This is a genomic window from Kribbella sp. NPDC050459 (genome assembly GCF_040655315.1).
Classification (GTDB): domain Bacteria; phylum Actinomycetota; class Actinomycetes; order Propionibacteriales; family Kribbellaceae; genus Kribbella.
Map to the genome: position 1 here is coordinate 265,946 of NZ_JBFAJQ010000008.1, position 14,846 is coordinate 280,791.

The window sequence follows — 14,846 nt, forward strand, 5'->3', positions numbered from 1 at the left end:
GGCGCCTTTGCGTGCACGCCCCCGCCCACTGGATCACGGAGGCGGGCCCGGATAGGTTCGTCGGTATGTCTGACGCGTCCGAGACCGACCGCTTGATCAACACCGATGTGTCCGCGCTGACCGGCGTCGAGATGCTGGAGCATCTCGACGCGGTCGAGCAGCGGATGAAGGAGCTTATGAAGACCGAGCTCGAGCTCCTGGAAAGCAGTCCCGAGATCGTCGCCGACCGCCCCGAACTCCAGGCGCGGCTCGACCATCTCCGCGCGGCGGAGATCCAGTAGGTCAGCGGCCCTGGTTCTTCACCGCTTCGATGGCGGCCTTGGCGGCGGCCGGGTCCAGGTATTCGCCGCCGGGGGTGACGGGCTTGAAGTTGTCGTCGAGTTCGTAGTAGAGCGGGATTCCGGTCGGGATGTTCAGGCCGACCACGGTTTTCTCGTCGAGGTTGTCGAGGTGCTTGACGAGGGCGCGGAGTGAGTTGCCGTGGGCGGTGACCAAGACGGTCTTGCCGGCGTTCAGGTCGGGCACGATCGCGTCGTACCAGTACGGGAGCATCCGCTCGACGACGTCCTTCAGGCATTCGGTCGCGGGCAGGATCTCCGGCGGGAGTCCGGCGTACCGCGGGTCGCCGGCCTGGTCGTACTCGGAACCGCGCTCGATCGCCGGCGGCGGGGTGTCGTACGACCGGCGGAACAGCATGAACTGCTCCTCGCCGAGCTCCTCCAGCGTCTGCTTCTTGTCCTTGCCCTGCAGGCCGCCGTAGTGCCGCTCGTTCAGCCGCCAGGACCGCCGTACGTCGATCCACTGGCGCCCGGCCTCTTCGAGCGCGATGTTCGCGGTCCGGATAGCGCGCCGGAGCACGGACGTGTGCAGCACGTCGGGCAGCAGCCCGCGCTCGAGCAGCAGCTGACCGCCGCGGTGCGCCTCCTCGACGCCCTGCGCGTTCAGGTCGACGTCGACCCAGCCGGTGAACAGGTTCTTGGCGTTCCAGTCGCTGTGGCCGTGGCGGAGCAGGATCAGGCGATAGGTCATACCTGCATGTTATCGAGGCTCCAGCCAGCCCTTGAACGCGTCCAGGTTTCGAGTCGACTCGCCGCGCGCAACCCGCCACTCGTACTCGCGCCGGATCGACGACGCGAACCCCATCTCGAGGATCGTGTTGAACGACGAGTCGGCGTACTCGAGCACCGCGCCGAGCAGCCGGTCCACCTCGGTCGGGGTGATCGCGTGCAGCGAGACCCGGCCGTCGAGGTGGATGTCGCCCATGTGGTCGACGGCGAACGCGACGCCGTACATCTTCAGGTTCCGCTCCAGCAGCCAGCGGTACACGGCCGCGTGGTTCTCGTCCGGGTGCCGCGCGACGAACGCGTGCACCTGAACCGCCTGCGGGCCGACGGTCAGCGAAACCGTGGTCTTCAGCTTCCGCTCCCCCGGCAGGTCCACGACGAACGCGCCCGGTTCACTCTCGGTGAAGTCGAGCTCGTTCTCGGTCAGCACCTGGCGGATCACGTCCGCCGCCGAAACTCTCACCCAGCTACCTCCGCCGCGATCTCCGCCGCCATCGTCTGTGTGGCGGTCCGGTACGCCGCCAGCGTCTTGCGGGCGGTCAGCTCCCAGCCGAATCCCCGGGCGTGCTCGACCGCCGCGTGGCTCATGCTCTCGCGGGTGGCCGGATCCGTCGCGATCCGCGACAGCGCGTCGGCGAAGTCGTCCACGCCGTGCCCGCGGACGAGGAACCCGGTCCGCCCGTGCAGCACCGCCGTACTCAGGCCGCCGACGGCCGCCGCGACCACCGGCGTACCGCAGGCCTGCGCCTCCAGCGCGACCAGCCCGAAGGACTCCGAGTACGACGGGACGCACACGACCGACGCCGCGCGGTACCACGAGGCCAGCCGCGCCCGCTCCATCGGCTTCACGAAGCGCGTCACGTCGGAGATCCCCAGCGCCCTGGCCAGCTCGGCGTGCGACTCGGGGTGCTCCATCCCGTTGCCCGACGGCCCGCCGATGATCGCGACCACCAGGCGGGACCGCAGCGACGGGTCCCGCTCGAGCATCCGCGCCGCGGCCCGGATCAGCAGGTCGGGCGCCTTCAACGGCTGGATCCGGCCGACGAACGCGAGGACGACGGCAGCGGCCGGCAACCCCACTTCCTGCCGCGCGGCCTCCTGGGACCCCGGACTGAACAGCTCCAGGTCCACACCGGGATTCACCACGCCGACCTTCGCCGGCGCGGCGCCGTACAGGTCGATCAGCTCGCGGGCCTCGTCGTCGGTGTTGGCGAGCAGCCGGTCCGCGGCCTCGACGACCTGCTCCTCACCGAGCAGTCGCGCGGGTGGTTCGGGTACGTCGTCGTCCGCGAGGCTGGCGTTCTTCACCTTGGCCATCGTGTGCATGGTGTGGACCAGTGGGACCGCCCAACGATCGCGGGCCAGCAGGCCGACCTGCCCGGACAGCCAGTAGTGCGAGTGGATGACGTCGTACCAGCCGGGCTCGTGGATCGCTTCGGCGCGCAGGACGGCCCGGGCGAACGTGCACAGCTGCGCCGGGAGCTCGTTCTTCGTCAGGCCCTCGTACGGGCCGGCGGCAACGTTGCGGACCACCACGCCGGGCAGCAGCTCGACGCGGGCCGGCAGCGCGGACGCGGTCGCCCGGGTGAACACGTCGACCTCGATGCCCAGTCCGGCCAGCTGCTTGGACAGCTCGACGACGTACACGTTCATGCCGCCGGCGTCGCCGGTTCCGGGCTGGTCGAGCGGTGACGTGTGAAGGCTGATCATCGCGACCCGCCGGAGTGGACGGTCGGCGGAGAAGTCGGTCACCTGGTCAGGGTAACTCCGGGGTCTCGGCGGGGTATCGGGACTTCTCCCTATCCGCGGCGGTCCAGCTCGCGAGCAGCCGGAGGTTCTGCTCGGAGGTGGAGCCCGGCTCGACGGTGTACGTCACCAGCAGCTGATCCGGTTCGCCCGGCGGCTGGAGCGTCTCGTACTGGACGGTGATGTCGCCGACCAGCGCGTGGTGCTGCGTCTTCGTGCCGAACGTCTTGTCCTTCACGTCGTGCCGGGCCCAGTACTCCCGGAACTCCGGGCTGCGGATCGAGAGCTCGCCGATCAGCTCGGTCAGCTCCGGATCGTCCGGGTAGCGGCCCGCGTACATCCGCAGGTAGCCGACGGTCTCCTCCGCGACCGCGTCCCAGTCCGGATAGAAGTCGCGCGACGCCGGATCGAGGAAGACCAGCCGCGGAATGTTGCGGTCCTTGCGGTCCAGGCTGCCGAAGTCGGCGATCAGCGCCTCGGCCAGCCGGTTCCAGCCCAGGACGTCCATCCGGCGGCCGAGGACGAACGCGGGCACGTCCGGCATCGAGTCGAGCAGCCGCTGCATTCCCGGGCGCAGGCGCTGCTGCGGGCGGCGCCGCGGAGCGCGGCGGACGGGTTTCGCGAGCAGGGCGAGGTGTTTGCGCTCGTCCTCGGTCAGCTTCAGGACGTCGGCGACCGCATCCAGGATCTCCTGCGAGACGTTGTCGGTCCGGCCCTGTTCGAGGCGGACGTAGTAGTCGGCGCTGACTCCGGCGGCCTGAGCGAGTTCCTCGCGGCGCAGGCCGGGTACGCGGCGCCGCCCGCCGTACACCTTGATGCCGAGCTCCTCCGGTTGCACGCGTGCCCGGCGCGACTTCAGGAATTCGGTCAGCTCCGCACGGCGATCCATGCCTTCCAGTATCCAGATCACCCGGGCCCCCAACCTGGTCCTGCCAGAACCAGGCTCAGCAGACACCTGGGTAAGCCTCGGCGGCCGCCCCAGGATCGGTGACATGACCAACTTGAGCATTCGCAACGCTGTAGTGACCGGTGCCGCCAGCGGAATCGGCGCCGCGATCGCCACCCAACTGGCCGACGCCGGCGCCTCGGTCGCGCTCGTCGCGCGGCGGCAGGACCGCCTCGACGACCTGGCCGGCAAGCTCGGACCGCGGACGTTCGGCGTCGGACTGGACGTCACATCGCAGGAGTCCGTCGATGCCGGGGTTGCCCGGATCCACGAGCGGCTGGAGACGGTCGACCTCGTGGTGAACGCGGCCGGCGTGATGCTGGCAGCGTCGATCGCCGACGGGCGGCTCGACGACTGGACCAGGATGATCGACACGAACCTGACCGGCGCACTGCGCCTGGTACGGGCGTTCACGCCGGACCTGATCGCGGCGGCCGGCGCGGGCCGGACCGCGGACCTGGTGAACATCTCGTCGATCGGGGCGCACGTGGTCTTCCCGGGGTACGCCGTGTACGGCGCGACCAAGGCGGCGCTGACCCATCTGTCCGCTTCGCTGCGCGCCGACCTCGCGCCGTACGACGTCCGCGTGACGAACATCGAGCCCGGGCTGACCGACACCGAACTGGCGACGCACCTCGACGCCCCGGGCCAGGACCTGATCGCGTCGATGAACGAGCAGATCGGCCCGCTGCACGCCGACGACATCGCCGACGTGGTGACGTTCGCGGTGAGCCGGCGCCGGGAGCTGAACCTCCGTCAGGTCGTCGCCCTGCCGACCCGCCAGGCGTGACGTCCGCCCGGGGTGGGTCTACCACCACCCCGGAAGGCGGATTCGCACCACTGCTTCGTGCGCTGCTCCCGGACAGCATGAATCACATGCGTACAGTCCTCGAAGAAGTCAGGTCCTGGCATCGTCCGCTGGTGCTGATGGTGCTCGTCATGTCCGGTCTCGTCGCGGTGTCCGGGATCGGTCTGCTCGTCGACGGCCGCGAGATCCTCAACGAGTCCGTGTGGCTGAAGCCGTTCAAGTTCGGCCTGTCGTTCGTGCTGTACGGCGGGACGCTCGCCTGGCTGCTTTCCAAGCTGCGCAAGGCGAAACGCTTCGGCTGGTGGACCGGGACGGTGTTCGCGGTGACCGGGATCGTCGACGTCGGGTTCATCGCCGTCCAGGCCGCGCGCGGCACGTTCAGCCACTTCAACGACAACTCCGACACGTTCAACCAGGTCGGCCAGAAGGTCTTCATGTCCGGTGTCCTGGGTCTGTTCGGCGCGAGCCTCGTGGTCGCGATCATGCTGCTGTTCCAGCGGGTCGGTGACCGGCCACTGAACCGGGCGATCCGGGTCGGCCTGGGGCTGGCTGTGGCCGGGATGGCGCTCGCGTTCTACCTGGTCGGTTCGCAGGGTCAGCGGCAGGAGGTCACGGACGCGTACGGGCACCCGGTCACGCTGGCCGGCAGCCACGGCATCGGCGTCGAGGCGGGCGGTCCGGGGATGCCGTTGACGAACTGGAGCACGGTCGGCGGCGACCTGCGGATCCCGCACTTCGTCGGACTGCACGCGATCCACTTCCTGCTGCTCGCGGTCCTGGCGCTGAGCCTGCTCGCCGCCCGCATCGAGTGGCTGCGGCCGGAGCGGGTCCGCAACCGGCTCATCGGCGTCGCGGCCTTCGGCTACACCGGCGTGATGCTCACCGTGACCGTCCAGGCCTTCCGGGGGCAGGCGCTCATCCACCCGGACGGGCAGACGCTGGCCATGCTGGGCGGATTCCTGGCCGTCAGTGCCGTGGCACTCGCGGGTGTCATCGCATCCGCCCGCCGGCGTCCCGCCGTACCCGCCCACGCGGCGTCGCGGCAGCCTGTCGTAGCCGGCCGGTCCTGAGACACCCGGCTTCCGCGGCCAGAGGGTTTGAGAGACTCGGGCTATGACTTCCGAGCGTCCTCTGGCCGTGGTGACCGGTGCTAGCAGTGGGATCGGGGCCGCGTCGGCGCGCTACCTCGCCCGCGAGGGTTTCGAGGTGATCTGCGCCGCGCGGCGGCTGGACCGGATCGAGGCGCTGGCCAAGGAGATCGACGGCCGTGCGGTGCAGTGCGATGTGACGTCGGCCGACGACGTCGCCGCACTGACGGCGGCCGTCGGTGACGAGCTGCAGGTGCTGGTCAACAACGCCGGCGGGGCGTTCGGCTTCGAGCCGGTGGCCGAGGCCGACCTGGATGCCTGGCGGCGGATGTACGAGGTGAACGTGATCGCGGTCGCGGCCGTCACCAAGTCGTTGCTCCCGGCACTGATCGCCGGGCGCGGCACGATCATCGTGATGGGCTCGACGGCCGGCCAGGTCGCCTACGAGGGCGGCGGCGGGTACGTGGCCGCGAAACACGGCGCGAAGGCCGTCGTCGACACGCTCCGCCTCGAGCTGTACGACCAGCCGGTCCGGGTCAGCGAGATCGCGCCCGGCATGGTCCGCAGCGAGGGCTTCGCACTGACCCGCTTCGACGGCGACCAGTCCAAGGCCGACGCGGTGTACGCCGGCGTCCGCGAGCCGCTGACGTCCGAGGACGTCGCCGACATCGTCGCCTGGATCGCCACCCGCCCGGCGCACGTGAACATCGACCGCATCACGGTCCGCCCGCGCGCCCAGGCCGCCCAGCACAAGGTCTTCCGGGAGCAGTAAGAAGCAGTAAACGGTTCACGTGAGCCGCCTCACGGGCAGGGTGCTTGCAATTGCAAGCACTCTGCTAGCACACTGGGGACATGGCCAAGTTGAGTGATCGGGCAGCTGGGGCGGTGGGCTCCCTCGGGGAGTACCTCGCCGAGCAGCGGCGGCAGGCGCAGTTGTCGCTGCGGCAGTTGTCCGACCTGGCCGGAGTGTCGAACCCGTACCTCAGCCAGATCGAGCGCGGCCTGCGGAAACCGTCGGCCGACGTGCTGCAGCAGCTCGCGAAGGCGCTGCGGATCTCCGCGGAGACCCTGTACGTGCGGGCCGGCATCCTCGATCCGGACGAGAGCCAGGAGGGCAAGCAGTCCTCCGGTGTGGTCGACGCCGTCCTGCTCGACCCGGCGTTGAACGAACGGCAGAAGCGTGTGCTGCTGGACGTCTACACGTCGTTCGTCCGCGAGAACACCCCTGCCGAATGACCCCGTACCTGCTGATATCCCGAGGAGAAGCCTGATGGCTACCCGTACGCCTGTTACCCCGTTCTACGCGATCGCCGGCGCCGGCGACCTCGCGGTCGAGAAGGTCCGCGCCGTCGGCGAGGACGTGACCGCCCGGTTCGCCAAGCTGGACCAGAAGACCCTGCAGGCCGAGCTCACCAAGGAGCTGACCAAGGCGCAGGGCGAGCTGACCAAGCGGTTCGAGGCGATCGTCGCCGACGCGCGCACCGCCCCGGCCAAGCTGCGCGAGCTGCCGAAGACCGCGCAGGCCGGTTTCACCGTCGTCCTCGGCCAGGCCGAGGAGACCTACGAGGACCTGGCCGGCCGCGGCAAGGACCTGGTCGAGCGGATCCGCCACCAGAAGGCGACCGAGGACCTGGTCGCCTCTGCCAAGACCACCGCGAGCAAGGCCAAGGCCACCCGGACCACCACCCGGAAGACCGCTCAGTCCGCGACCCGGACCGTGAAGGCGACCGCGACCAGCGCCCGCAAGACCGCGAAGGCCGCCACCAAGGCCGCCCAGTCCGCGGCCGACAAGGTCGGCGACTGAAAGTCTCGCCTCACCACAGACAGTGACGATTCGCCCACTTCGCGGTGAATCCTGGGACCGGGCGGTCCACAGCTGCGCCTGAGCAGCGGTGGGCCGCCCGGTCTGTCGGTTAGGCTCGTAGCATGATCACCTTCCAGAGCCTGATCCCCGGGTTCGACGATCCGCTGTCGGTCATCTGGTGGGTGCTGCTTGCGATCAAGCTGGTCGCGCTCGCCGACGCCGTCTTCCGGCCCCGGGCGGTCTTCATCGCCGCCGACAAACTCACCAAGCCCGGTTGGGTGCTGATCCTGACCGTGTTCACCCTCAGCCAGGTGTTCCAGGGCTGGCTGAGCTTCTTCGGCCTGATCGGCATCGTCGCCTCGGCCGTCTACCTCGTCGACGCCCGCCCCGCCCTCCGCGCCGCCACCGGCCGAGGCCGCGGCGGCTGGGGCGCCCTGCGCCGCCGCCGAGGCCCCCGCCCGCTCTGACCTACGAGCGGTAGACGATGACCTTGTCGCCGACGTGGACCTCGTCGAAGAGGATCTTGATCTTGGCGAGGTCGCGGACGTTGACGCAGCCGTGCGACGCGCCGTTGTAGCCGCGCGCGGCGAAGTCTGACGAGTAGTGCACGGCCTGGCCGCCGCTGAAGAACATCGCGTACGGCATCTTCGAGTCATACAGCTTCGAGACGTGGTTACGGCTCTTCCAGCCGACCGTGAAGCTGCCCTCGCGGGTCGCGGTCTTCACGGCGCCGAACCGGACGTCCAGCTGCATCTTGACCACGCCGTCCACGACGTACCGCAGCTTGCGGCTGGTCTTGTCGATGCAGAGCGCCACACCGGTCGCGCAGCGTGCGTCGAGCTTCTTGCCGTTCACCACCGGCACCGGCGGGTACAGCTCGGTCTGCGTCGGCTCGTGGGTGAGCTTGACGAGCTGGTCCCACGTGTTCTGGTCGACGTACCCGAGCGCCGGGATCCCGTGCGTCTTCTGGAACTTCTTCACCGCGGACCGGGTCATGGTGCCGAACTCGTTGTCCAGGTAGCGCTTCTCGAGCACCTTGAGCTGCACCAGCCGTGCCTCGACCTTGCGCACGTTCACGCCGGAGGAGCCGTTCTTCCACAGCGCCTTCGGGTAGATCGGCAGCTCGCCGCTGACCTCGAACGGCACCGTCTTCAGGTCCTGCGGGGCCGCGGTCGCGCTGGTTCCGGAACTCAGGAGCGCAGCAATCGTGCCCGCGACGACCAGCCCGCTCAGCACCCTGCGAATCATGAGCCCACGCATCGGACAAAACCCTCCGGTAGCCCCGTTCCTACACTTGTAGGACGTCCTCACAGCCATTTCGGTTGGCCCAGCGTACCTGGAGGATGACCGCATGGAGACCGTTGTCGGCACTGTGAACCTGGGCACGCCGATCGCCTACCTCGAGACGCTCGTCGCACCGGTCACCTGGGACAGCCCGAACGCTCCCGCTCCGGAGCTGTTCCGCAGACTCCGGAGCCCGGAGGGTGAGCAGCTCGTGCTGACGGACAACGTCTTCGTCGAGGCAGTGTTGCCGAGCGGCACGCTGCGCGAGCAGTGCCGCCGTTGGCCGAACCAACGGGAGGTGACGGTCGCCGGACTGCACTTCCTGCCCGAGGACTCGGCGACGGAGATCTCCGCCGCGCTCCTCGACTGGATCCCCACCGTCTGAAGGATGGAGCTGCCCATGGAGATCGTGCTGAGCACCGCCGACATCACCACGGTGCCGGCGGACGCGATCGTGAACGCCGCTCACCACGCCCTGCGCGGCGGCGGTGGCGTCGACGGCGCGATCCACCGGGCCGGCGGCCGGGAGATCCTCGACGAGCTCATCGAGCGGTACCCGAACGGCACACCGACCGGTACGGCGGTCTGGACCACAGCCGGTGCGCTGCCGGCGTCGTACGTGATCCACGTCGTCGGGCCGAACTACACCGCCGGCCAACGGGATCCCGCGCTGCTCGAGTCCTGCTACCGCAATGCACTGCGGATCGCGGACGAGCTCGGGGTGCGGACGATGGCGCTGCCCGCGGTCTCGGCCGGGATCTACGGCTGGCCGGCACAGTCGGCGGCCGATATCGCCGTACAGACGGTGCGCCGGACGCCGAGCAGCGTCGTCAAGGCCACCTTCTGCCTGGTGGAACCGCGGCTCTACAAGGCCTTCCAGAACGCGACAGCGGCCGGGGAGTAGCTCCCCGGCCGCTGTCGGTACGCCGATCTCACTTGCTGTAGACGACCACCCGGTCGCCGACCTTCACCCGGGCGAAGATCCAGGCGATCTTCTTCTTGTCACGGACGTTCGCACAGCCGTGCGAGGCGCCGTTGTAGCCGCGGGCCTTGAAGTCCGACGAGTAGTGCACCGCCTGGCCGCCGCTGAAGAACATCGCGTACGGCATCTTGGTGTGGTACAGCGACGAGACGTGGTTCTTCGACTTGCGGTAGACGCGGAACACGCCGTTCCGCGTCGGGGTCTTGCTGGAGCCGAACCGCACGTCCAGCACCTGCACCGGCTTGCCGTTCACCATGTAGACCAGCTTGCGGGTCTTCTTGTTGATGCACAGCACCCGCCCCTTGGTGATGCAGCGGCTGTCGATGCGGTACTTCGCGATGAGCTTGCTGGTCGAGGTCGCCTTCGCCGTCGCGGCCCTCGGCGGCAGACCGACCGGAGCCGGAGCCGTCGTCGATTTCTGCGCCGACGTCGCGACCTGCGGCGCGGCCTCAGCCGTAGTGGTCGCCGACAGTGCGCCGACGCCCACGAACGCGGCGGCCGTCAGGGTTGCGCCGAACTTACGCAGAATGCCCATGTTTCCCTTGTCCTTCCCCCAAAGAGTGCTTCCACAAGACAGACGTCGCTACTTCACGTCTGGTTGGTAACGAATCAAAACTTTCTTCCCCGCCACTGACCGAGAAATGAGTATCACACCGACGGAGCCGTGTGCGCGCTCCGTCGGCGACCGTTTCCAGTTCGTGTTCTAGGAGGTCAGCGCCCGCAGCCGGCGCAGGACCTCCGGGGCGCCCAGCGCCTGCGCGGTCGCGTGCAGGTCGGGGCTTTTGGTGGCGCCGGTGATCGCGACCCGGACGAGCTGCGAGGCCTCCCGGATCGAGCCGACGTACGCGTCCGGATCCTTCTTGTATTCCTTGGCATTCGGCGCGAATCGGTGCTTGCCGGCGAGGGTACGGATCTGGTCGAACCACTCCTGCGGGTCGTCCAGATGCTCGTAGTTCTCCACCAGGTCCGTGGCGAACGCGGTCACCACGTCCGCGGCCACCCCGAGCGGAACCAGCCGCTCGTCAGACGGCCCGTCGACCGGGACGAACAGCTCGGGGAAGAAGAAGCCGTACGCCGGGCGGAAGTCCGACCATTTGCGCAAGTCCTTGCGCGGGTTGTCGACCCCGTCCCGCTCGACCGCCAGCGCCCGCAACGCCAGCTCCTTCTCGTTGTCCAGCACGGGAACGAGCTCGGCGTCGTACTCCACCGCCCAGGCCCGGACGGCCTCGAGGATCTGCGGCCCGCTCAGCGTCGCGATGTGGTCGGCGCTGATGTCCTCCAGCTTCACCAGGTCGACGAGCGGACCGGCGACACCGCACTGGCTCAGGTCGATCGGCGTCGACAGCGCCTCGGCCAGCGGCATCTCCGCGAGCCGGCCGTTGGCCAAGCCGCGCAGGTAGTACAGCACCGCGTCGGCCGGGTAGCCCGCGCCGATGTAGAAGTCCACCCCGGCCTCGGGGTCCTTGCGCTTCGACAGCTTCCGCTTGCCGCCCGGGATCTGCTTCATCAGCGGCGCGATGTGCGCATACGTGATCGGGTCGAACTCGAGCGCCGCGAACAGCTGCTGGTGCAACGGCACCGAGGAGATCCACTCGTCGCCGCGGATCACCAGGTTCACCCGCATCAGGTGGTCGTCGACCGCGTGCGCGAAGTGGTACGTCGGCAGCCGCGGCGACTGGTCCGAGGCCTTCAGGATCACCGCGTCGTTGCGGTTGGCCTCGTGCTCGAGCCGGCCGCGGATCGCGTCCACGAAGCTGGTCCGCGTCTCGCCTTCAGGTGCCCGGAACCGCACGACGTACGGCGCACCTTCGGCGAGCTTGGCCGCGACGTCGGAGGGGTCAGCGTCGCGCCAGATCGCCCACTTGCCGTAGTACCCGGTCGGGACCTTCGAGGCCTGCTGGCGGGCGGTGATGTCGGCCAGCTCGTCCTTGGTGGCGAAGCACAGGTACGCCTTGTCCTGGCGGAGCAGGTGCTGCACGTACGTCAGGTAGATCTGCTCGCGCTGCGACTGCAGGTACGGCCCGTACGAGCCGTGGTCGCGGTCCTCGTCGGAACTGATGCCGAAGTACTCGAAGGCGCGCGCGAACTGCTCGAGCGCACCCTCGACCTCACGGGACTGGTCGGTGTCCTCGACGCGGACCAGGTACACCCCGCTGGTGTTCGACGAGATGTCCCGGTCGATCATGCCGACGTAGACGCCGCCGATGTGGATGAAACCGGTCGGCGAGGGGCCGAGACGGGTGACCTTGGCCCCCTCCGGCAGCTGCCGGAGGGGATACCGGTCCTCCCAGTGCTGCGGCTCCGGAAGGTCGGTCGGGAACAGCCCGTCGATCACAGCACGATCCAGCATCTCTCAGCTCTTCGTCTTGCGACCGAGCTTCGCGCGCTCGATCTGGGTGAGGGCGACCTTGCGCATCCGGATCGCGTCCGGCGTGACCTCGACGCACTCGTCCTCGCGGCAGAACTCCAGCGACTGCTCGAGCGACAGCTTCCGGGCGGGCACCAGCTTCTCGAACTCGTCCGCGTTCGAGCGGACGTTGGTCATCTTCTTTTCCTTGGTGATGTTGACGTCCATGTCGTCGGCGCGCGAGTTCTCGCCGACGATCATGCCCTCGTACACCTCGGTGGCCGGCTCGACGAACATCGTGCCGCGCTCCTGCAGGTTGATCATCGCGTACGACGTCGCGGCGCCGGCCCGGTCCGAGACCAGCGAGCCGGACGGGCGGGTGCGCAGCTCGCCGAACCACGGCTCGTACCCCTCGAACACGTGGTGGGCGATACCGGTACCGCGGGTGTCGGTGAGGAACTCGGTCCGGAACCCGATCAGGCCGCGGGCCGGCACCAGGAACTCCATCCGGACCCAGCCGGTGCCGTGGTTGGTCATCTGCTCCATCCGGCCCTTGCGGACCGCGAGCAGCTGCGTCACCGTGCCGAGGTACTCCTCCGGGCAGTCGATCGTCAGCCGCTCGACCGGCTCGTGCCGCTTGCCGTCGATCTCACGGGTGACCACCTGCGGCTTGCCGACGGTCAGCTCGTAGCCCTCGCGGCGCATCTGCTCCACCAGAATGGCCAGCGCCAGCTCGCCACGGCCCTGCACCTCCCAGGCGTCCGGACGCTCGGTCGGCAGCACCTTCAGCGACACGTTGCCGACCAGCTCGCGGTCGAGCCGGTCCTTGACCAGGCGGGCGGTGACCTTGGTGCCCTTCACCCGGCCGGCCAGCGGCGAGGTGTTGGTACCGATCGTCATCGAGATGGCCGGCTCGTCCACGGTGATCAGCGGCAGCGGCTTCGGGTTGTCCGGGTCGGTCAGGGTGTCGCCGATCATGATCTCCGGGATGCCCGCGATCGCGACGATGTCGCCCGGCCCGGCCGAGTCGCCGGGGACGCGCTCGAGCGCCTCGGTGACCAGCAGTTCGGTGATCTTGACCTTCTGGATCGAGCCGTCGTGGCGGCACCAGGCCACCTGGGCGCCCTTCTTCAGCGTGCCTTCGTGCACCCGGACCAGCGCGAGCCGGCCGAGGAACGGCGAGGCGTCCAGGTTCGTCACGTGGGCCTGCAGCGGCGCGTCCTCGGTGTATTCCGGAGCCGGCACGTTGTTCAGGATCGTCTCGAACAGCGGCTCGAGGTCCTCGGAGTCCGGCATCCCGCCGTCGGCCGGCTGGGTCAGCGACGCCCGGCCGGCCCGCGCCGACGCGTACACGACCGGGAAGTCCAGGGCGGACTGGTCGGCGTCGTGGTCGAGCAGGTCGAGGAACAGCTCGTAGGTCTCGTCGACGACCTCGGAGATCCGGGCGTCGGGGCGGTCGACCTTGTTCACCACCAGGATCACCGGCATCTTGCGCGCCAGCGCCTTGCGCAGCACGAACCGGGTCTGCGGCAGCGGACCCTCGGACGCGTCGACCAGCAGCACGATCGCGTCCACCATCGACAGCCCGCGCTCGACCTCGCCGCCGAAGTCGGCGTGGCCGGGGGTGTCGATGATGTTGATCGTCATCTGCTCGCCGTTGGCCATCTTGTGCCGGACGGCGGTGTTCTTGGCGAGGATCGTGATGCCCTTCTCACGCTCCAGGTCGCCGGAGTCCATCGCCCGCTCGTCCACGTGCTGGTGGGCTCCGAAGGCGCCGGACTGCCACAGCATCGCGTCGACGAGGGTGGTCTTCCCGTGGTCGACGTGGGCCACGATCGCGACGTTGCGCAGGTCGTTACGGACAGGCATGAAGGAGCGCTCCAAGTCATCGATGGGTGTTAGGCGGTGGCTACGGCTGGTTTCACGTGCCACTCGACACAGGGCGCAGCCCTCACATCCTACCCGTCACGGATCGTGTCCCACGAATCGGGCAAGCCCTTTACATTCGTTGACTGGACGTCCAGTCTATAAGCGGCGCCTGGGGAGGGGCCGCAACAACGGGGGGTCAGCCCGGGGCGCCGGGCACGTGAATGAGGGGTTGCCCGGCGCTTCAGGCTTCGACCTTCGGAAGAGGAATTCGTGCCGCGATCGGCCACTGTCAATCAGGAACTGCGGGAACGCTCCCGCGAACGGATCCTGGCCGCGGCCCTGGAAACTTTCGCCGCGAAGGGCTACGAGGCCGCGTCGATCTCCGACGTCACGACCGCCGCGGGCGTCTCCCGCGGCCTGGTGTCGTACTACTTCGCCACCAAGGAACAACTCGCCGCCGAGTTCCTGGACCGCTGGCTGGACGGCATCGCCGGCCTGTTGTCCATCCAGGGAACTCCTGATGAACGTCTGGCCGGCATCATCGACGGCGCGCTGATGGCCGCCGCGACCACGCTGCCGATCCAGCGGCTGGCGATCACGCTGATGATGCAGCCCAGCACCCACGACGTCTTCGCCCGCGTCGAGCAGGCCAAGTCCGATCGGCTGTCCCTGGTCGAGGACGCCATCCGCGACGTCTTCGCGGCCCGCGACGCCGCCGACCCGGCGATCGAGGAGATGTTGCTCAGAGCAACCTTGGAGGGCGTGACCGTCAAGCTCGCGATCTACCGCGAGACGTTCCCGCTCGAGGACATCCGCCGCCGCCTGTACGCCGGGTACGACCTGCCCGCCCCCGCCGTACCGCTGCCGATCACGTCACCCCCGGTCGACCGCCTGCGCGCCAAATAGCC

Annotated in this window: 18 protein-coding genes; 10 read left to right on the forward strand and 8 right to left on the reverse strand. The window is 68.9% G+C overall.

All coding sequences use genetic code 11. The annotated features are described in order from the left end of the window. Positions 1-65 precede the first annotated feature (65 nt). Positions 66-281, forward strand: coding sequence for a hypothetical protein (locus AB0I12_RS25860; RefSeq protein WP_359934226.1), 216 nt, complete (start codon positions 66-68; stop codon positions 279-281). Between the two features lies 1 nt (position 282). On the opposite strand, the gene AB0I12_RS25865 is transcribed toward AB0I12_RS25860, so the two are convergent. The 4 genes from AB0I12_RS25865 to AB0I12_RS25880 are packed head-to-tail and all read right to left on the reverse strand — an operon-like array spanning position 283 to position 3,699. Next, entirely contained in the window at positions 283-1,029 is a 747-nt protein-coding gene (locus tag AB0I12_RS25865) for a phosphoglyceromutase (protein WP_359934228.1), read from the reverse strand. Between the two features lie 9 nt (positions 1,030-1,038). Next, complete coding sequence (locus tag AB0I12_RS25870; RefSeq protein WP_359934230.1) at positions 1,039-1,527, reverse strand: YbjN domain-containing protein; 489 nt, start codon at positions 1,525-1,527, stop codon at positions 1,039-1,041. After that, a complete protein-coding gene (gene mshA, locus AB0I12_RS25875) occupies positions 1,524-2,816 on the reverse strand; it encodes a D-inositol-3-phosphate glycosyltransferase (RefSeq protein WP_359934232.1) in 1,293 nt (430 codons plus the stop codon). The genes AB0I12_RS25870 and mshA overlap by 4 nt, the downstream gene beginning before the upstream one ends. Before the next feature lie 4 nt (positions 2,817-2,820). Continuing rightward, positions 2,821-3,699 carry a helix-turn-helix transcriptional regulator gene (locus AB0I12_RS25880; RefSeq protein ID WP_359934234.1) on the reverse strand — a complete coding sequence of 293 codons (879 nt, stop codon included), beginning with the start codon at positions 3,697-3,699 and terminating at the stop codon, positions 2,821-2,823. 103 nt (positions 3,700-3,802) lie between these two features. Here AB0I12_RS25880 and AB0I12_RS25885 point away from each other — a divergent pair, with 103 nt between their 5' ends. From AB0I12_RS25885 to AB0I12_RS25910, 6 genes are all read left to right on the forward strand, one after another. Continuing rightward, positions 3,803-4,546 carry an SDR family oxidoreductase gene (locus AB0I12_RS25885; RefSeq protein WP_359934236.1) on the forward strand — a complete coding sequence of 248 codons (744 nt, stop codon included), beginning with the start codon at positions 3,803-3,805 and terminating at the stop codon, positions 4,544-4,546. 86 nt (positions 4,547-4,632) lie between these two features. Then, the gene (locus tag AB0I12_RS25890) at positions 4,633-5,634 is read left to right on the forward strand and encodes a hypothetical protein (protein ID WP_359934238.1); all 1,002 of its coding nucleotides are present in this window, start codon (positions 4,633-4,635) and stop codon (positions 5,632-5,634) included. 43 nt (positions 5,635-5,677) lie between these two features. Next, positions 5,678-6,424 (forward strand): SDR family NAD(P)-dependent oxidoreductase, encoded by a 747-nt coding sequence (locus tag AB0I12_RS25895; protein ID WP_359934240.1) that lies wholly within the window; start codon positions 5,678-5,680, stop codon positions 6,422-6,424. A gap of 80 nt (positions 6,425-6,504) precedes the next feature. Continuing rightward, positions 6,505-6,888, forward strand: a complete 384-nt coding sequence (locus tag AB0I12_RS25900; protein WP_355695785.1) for a helix-turn-helix transcriptional regulator — start codon at positions 6,505-6,507, stop codon at positions 6,886-6,888. Positions 6,889-6,922: 34 nt separating this feature from the next. Next, entirely contained in the window at positions 6,923-7,456 is a 534-nt protein-coding gene (locus AB0I12_RS25905; RefSeq protein ID WP_359934242.1) for a hypothetical protein, read from the forward strand. 122 nt (positions 7,457-7,578) lie between these two features. Next, positions 7,579-7,923: a DUF2516 family protein gene (locus tag AB0I12_RS25910; RefSeq protein WP_359934244.1), complete on the forward strand. Its 345-nt coding sequence runs from the start codon at positions 7,579-7,581 to the stop codon at positions 7,921-7,923. A gap of 1 nt (position 7,924) precedes the next feature. Here the strand turns inward: AB0I12_RS25910 and AB0I12_RS25915 are convergent, their stop codons facing one another. Beyond that, entirely contained in the window at positions 7,925-8,704 is a 780-nt protein-coding gene (locus AB0I12_RS25915; protein ID WP_359934246.1) for a L,D-transpeptidase family protein, read from the reverse strand. A gap of 103 nt (positions 8,705-8,807) precedes the next feature. Here AB0I12_RS25915 and AB0I12_RS25920 point away from each other — a divergent pair, with 103 nt between their 5' ends. Both AB0I12_RS25920 and AB0I12_RS25925 read left to right on the forward strand, forming a co-directional pair. Beyond that, positions 8,808-9,125, forward strand: coding sequence for a hypothetical protein (locus tag AB0I12_RS25920; protein ID WP_359934248.1), 318 nt, complete (start codon positions 8,808-8,810; stop codon positions 9,123-9,125). Positions 9,126-9,128: 3 nt separating this feature from the next. Continuing rightward, a complete protein-coding gene (locus AB0I12_RS25925) occupies positions 9,129-9,644 on the forward strand; it encodes an O-acetyl-ADP-ribose deacetylase (protein WP_359934250.1) in 516 nt (171 codons plus the stop codon). Positions 9,645-9,672: 28 nt separating this feature from the next. Here AB0I12_RS25925 and AB0I12_RS25930 read toward each other — a convergent pair whose 3' ends face one another. From AB0I12_RS25930 to typA, 3 genes are all read right to left on the reverse strand, one after another. Then, the gene (locus tag AB0I12_RS25930) at positions 9,673-10,257 is read right to left on the reverse strand and encodes a L,D-transpeptidase (protein WP_359934252.1); all 585 of its coding nucleotides are present in this window, start codon (positions 10,255-10,257) and stop codon (positions 9,673-9,675) included. 168 nt (positions 10,258-10,425) lie between these two features. After that, complete coding sequence (locus AB0I12_RS25935) at positions 10,426-12,072, reverse strand: glutamate--tRNA ligase family protein (protein ID WP_359934254.1); 1,647 nt, start codon at positions 12,070-12,072, stop codon at positions 10,426-10,428. A 3-nt stretch (positions 12,073-12,075) separates the two neighbouring features. Further along, positions 12,076-13,938: a translational GTPase TypA gene (gene typA, locus AB0I12_RS25940; protein WP_359934256.1), complete on the reverse strand. Its 1,863-nt coding sequence runs from the start codon at positions 13,936-13,938 to the stop codon at positions 12,076-12,078. Positions 13,939-14,208: 270 nt separating this feature from the next. Here typA and AB0I12_RS25945 point away from each other — a divergent pair, with 270 nt between their 5' ends. Continuing rightward, a complete protein-coding gene (locus AB0I12_RS25945) occupies positions 14,209-14,844 on the forward strand; it encodes a TetR/AcrR family transcriptional regulator (protein ID WP_359934258.1) in 636 nt (211 codons plus the stop codon). The last annotated feature ends 2 nt before the right edge of the window (positions 14,845-14,846 follow it).

Coding starts and splice junctions, on each gene's coding strand:
- AB0I12_RS25860 (WP_359934226.1), top strand. CDS start 66: ATGTCTGACGCGTCCGAGACCGACCGCTTGATCAACACCGATGTGTCC.
- AB0I12_RS25865 (WP_359934228.1), bottom strand. CDS start 1,029: ATGACCTATCGCCTGATCCTGCTCCGCCACGGCCACAGCGACTGGAAC.
- AB0I12_RS25880 (WP_359934234.1), bottom strand. CDS start 3,699: ATGGATCGCCGTGCGGAGCTGACCGAATTCCTGAAGTCGCGCCGGGCA.
- AB0I12_RS25885 (WP_359934236.1), top strand. CDS start 3,803: ATGACCAACTTGAGCATTCGCAACGCTGTAGTGACCGGTGCCGCCAGC.
- AB0I12_RS25890 (WP_359934238.1), top strand. CDS start 4,633: ATGCGTACAGTCCTCGAAGAAGTCAGGTCCTGGCATCGTCCGCTGGTG.
- AB0I12_RS25895 (WP_359934240.1), top strand. CDS start 5,678: ATGACTTCCGAGCGTCCTCTGGCCGTGGTGACCGGTGCTAGCAGTGGG.
- AB0I12_RS25900 (WP_355695785.1), top strand. CDS start 6,505: ATGGCCAAGTTGAGTGATCGGGCAGCTGGGGCGGTGGGCTCCCTCGGG.
- AB0I12_RS25905 (WP_359934242.1), top strand. CDS start 6,923: ATGGCTACCCGTACGCCTGTTACCCCGTTCTACGCGATCGCCGGCGCC.
- AB0I12_RS25910 (WP_359934244.1), top strand. CDS start 7,579: ATGATCACCTTCCAGAGCCTGATCCCCGGGTTCGACGATCCGCTGTCG.
- AB0I12_RS25915 (WP_359934246.1), bottom strand. CDS start 8,704: ATGATTCGCAGGGTGCTGAGCGGGCTGGTCGTCGCGGGCACGATTGCT.
- AB0I12_RS25920 (WP_359934248.1), top strand. CDS start 8,808: ATGGAGACCGTTGTCGGCACTGTGAACCTGGGCACGCCGATCGCCTAC.
- AB0I12_RS25925 (WP_359934250.1), top strand. CDS start 9,129: ATGGAGCTGCCCATGGAGATCGTGCTGAGCACCGCCGACATCACCACG.
- AB0I12_RS25930 (WP_359934252.1), bottom strand. CDS start 10,257: ATGGGCATTCTGCGTAAGTTCGGCGCAACCCTGACGGCCGCCGCGTTC.
- AB0I12_RS25935 (WP_359934254.1), bottom strand. CDS start 12,072: ATGCTGGATCGTGCTGTGATCGACGGGCTGTTCCCGACCGACCTTCCG.
- typA (WP_359934256.1), bottom strand. CDS start 13,938: ATGCCTGTCCGTAACGACCTGCGCAACGTCGCGATCGTGGCCCACGTC.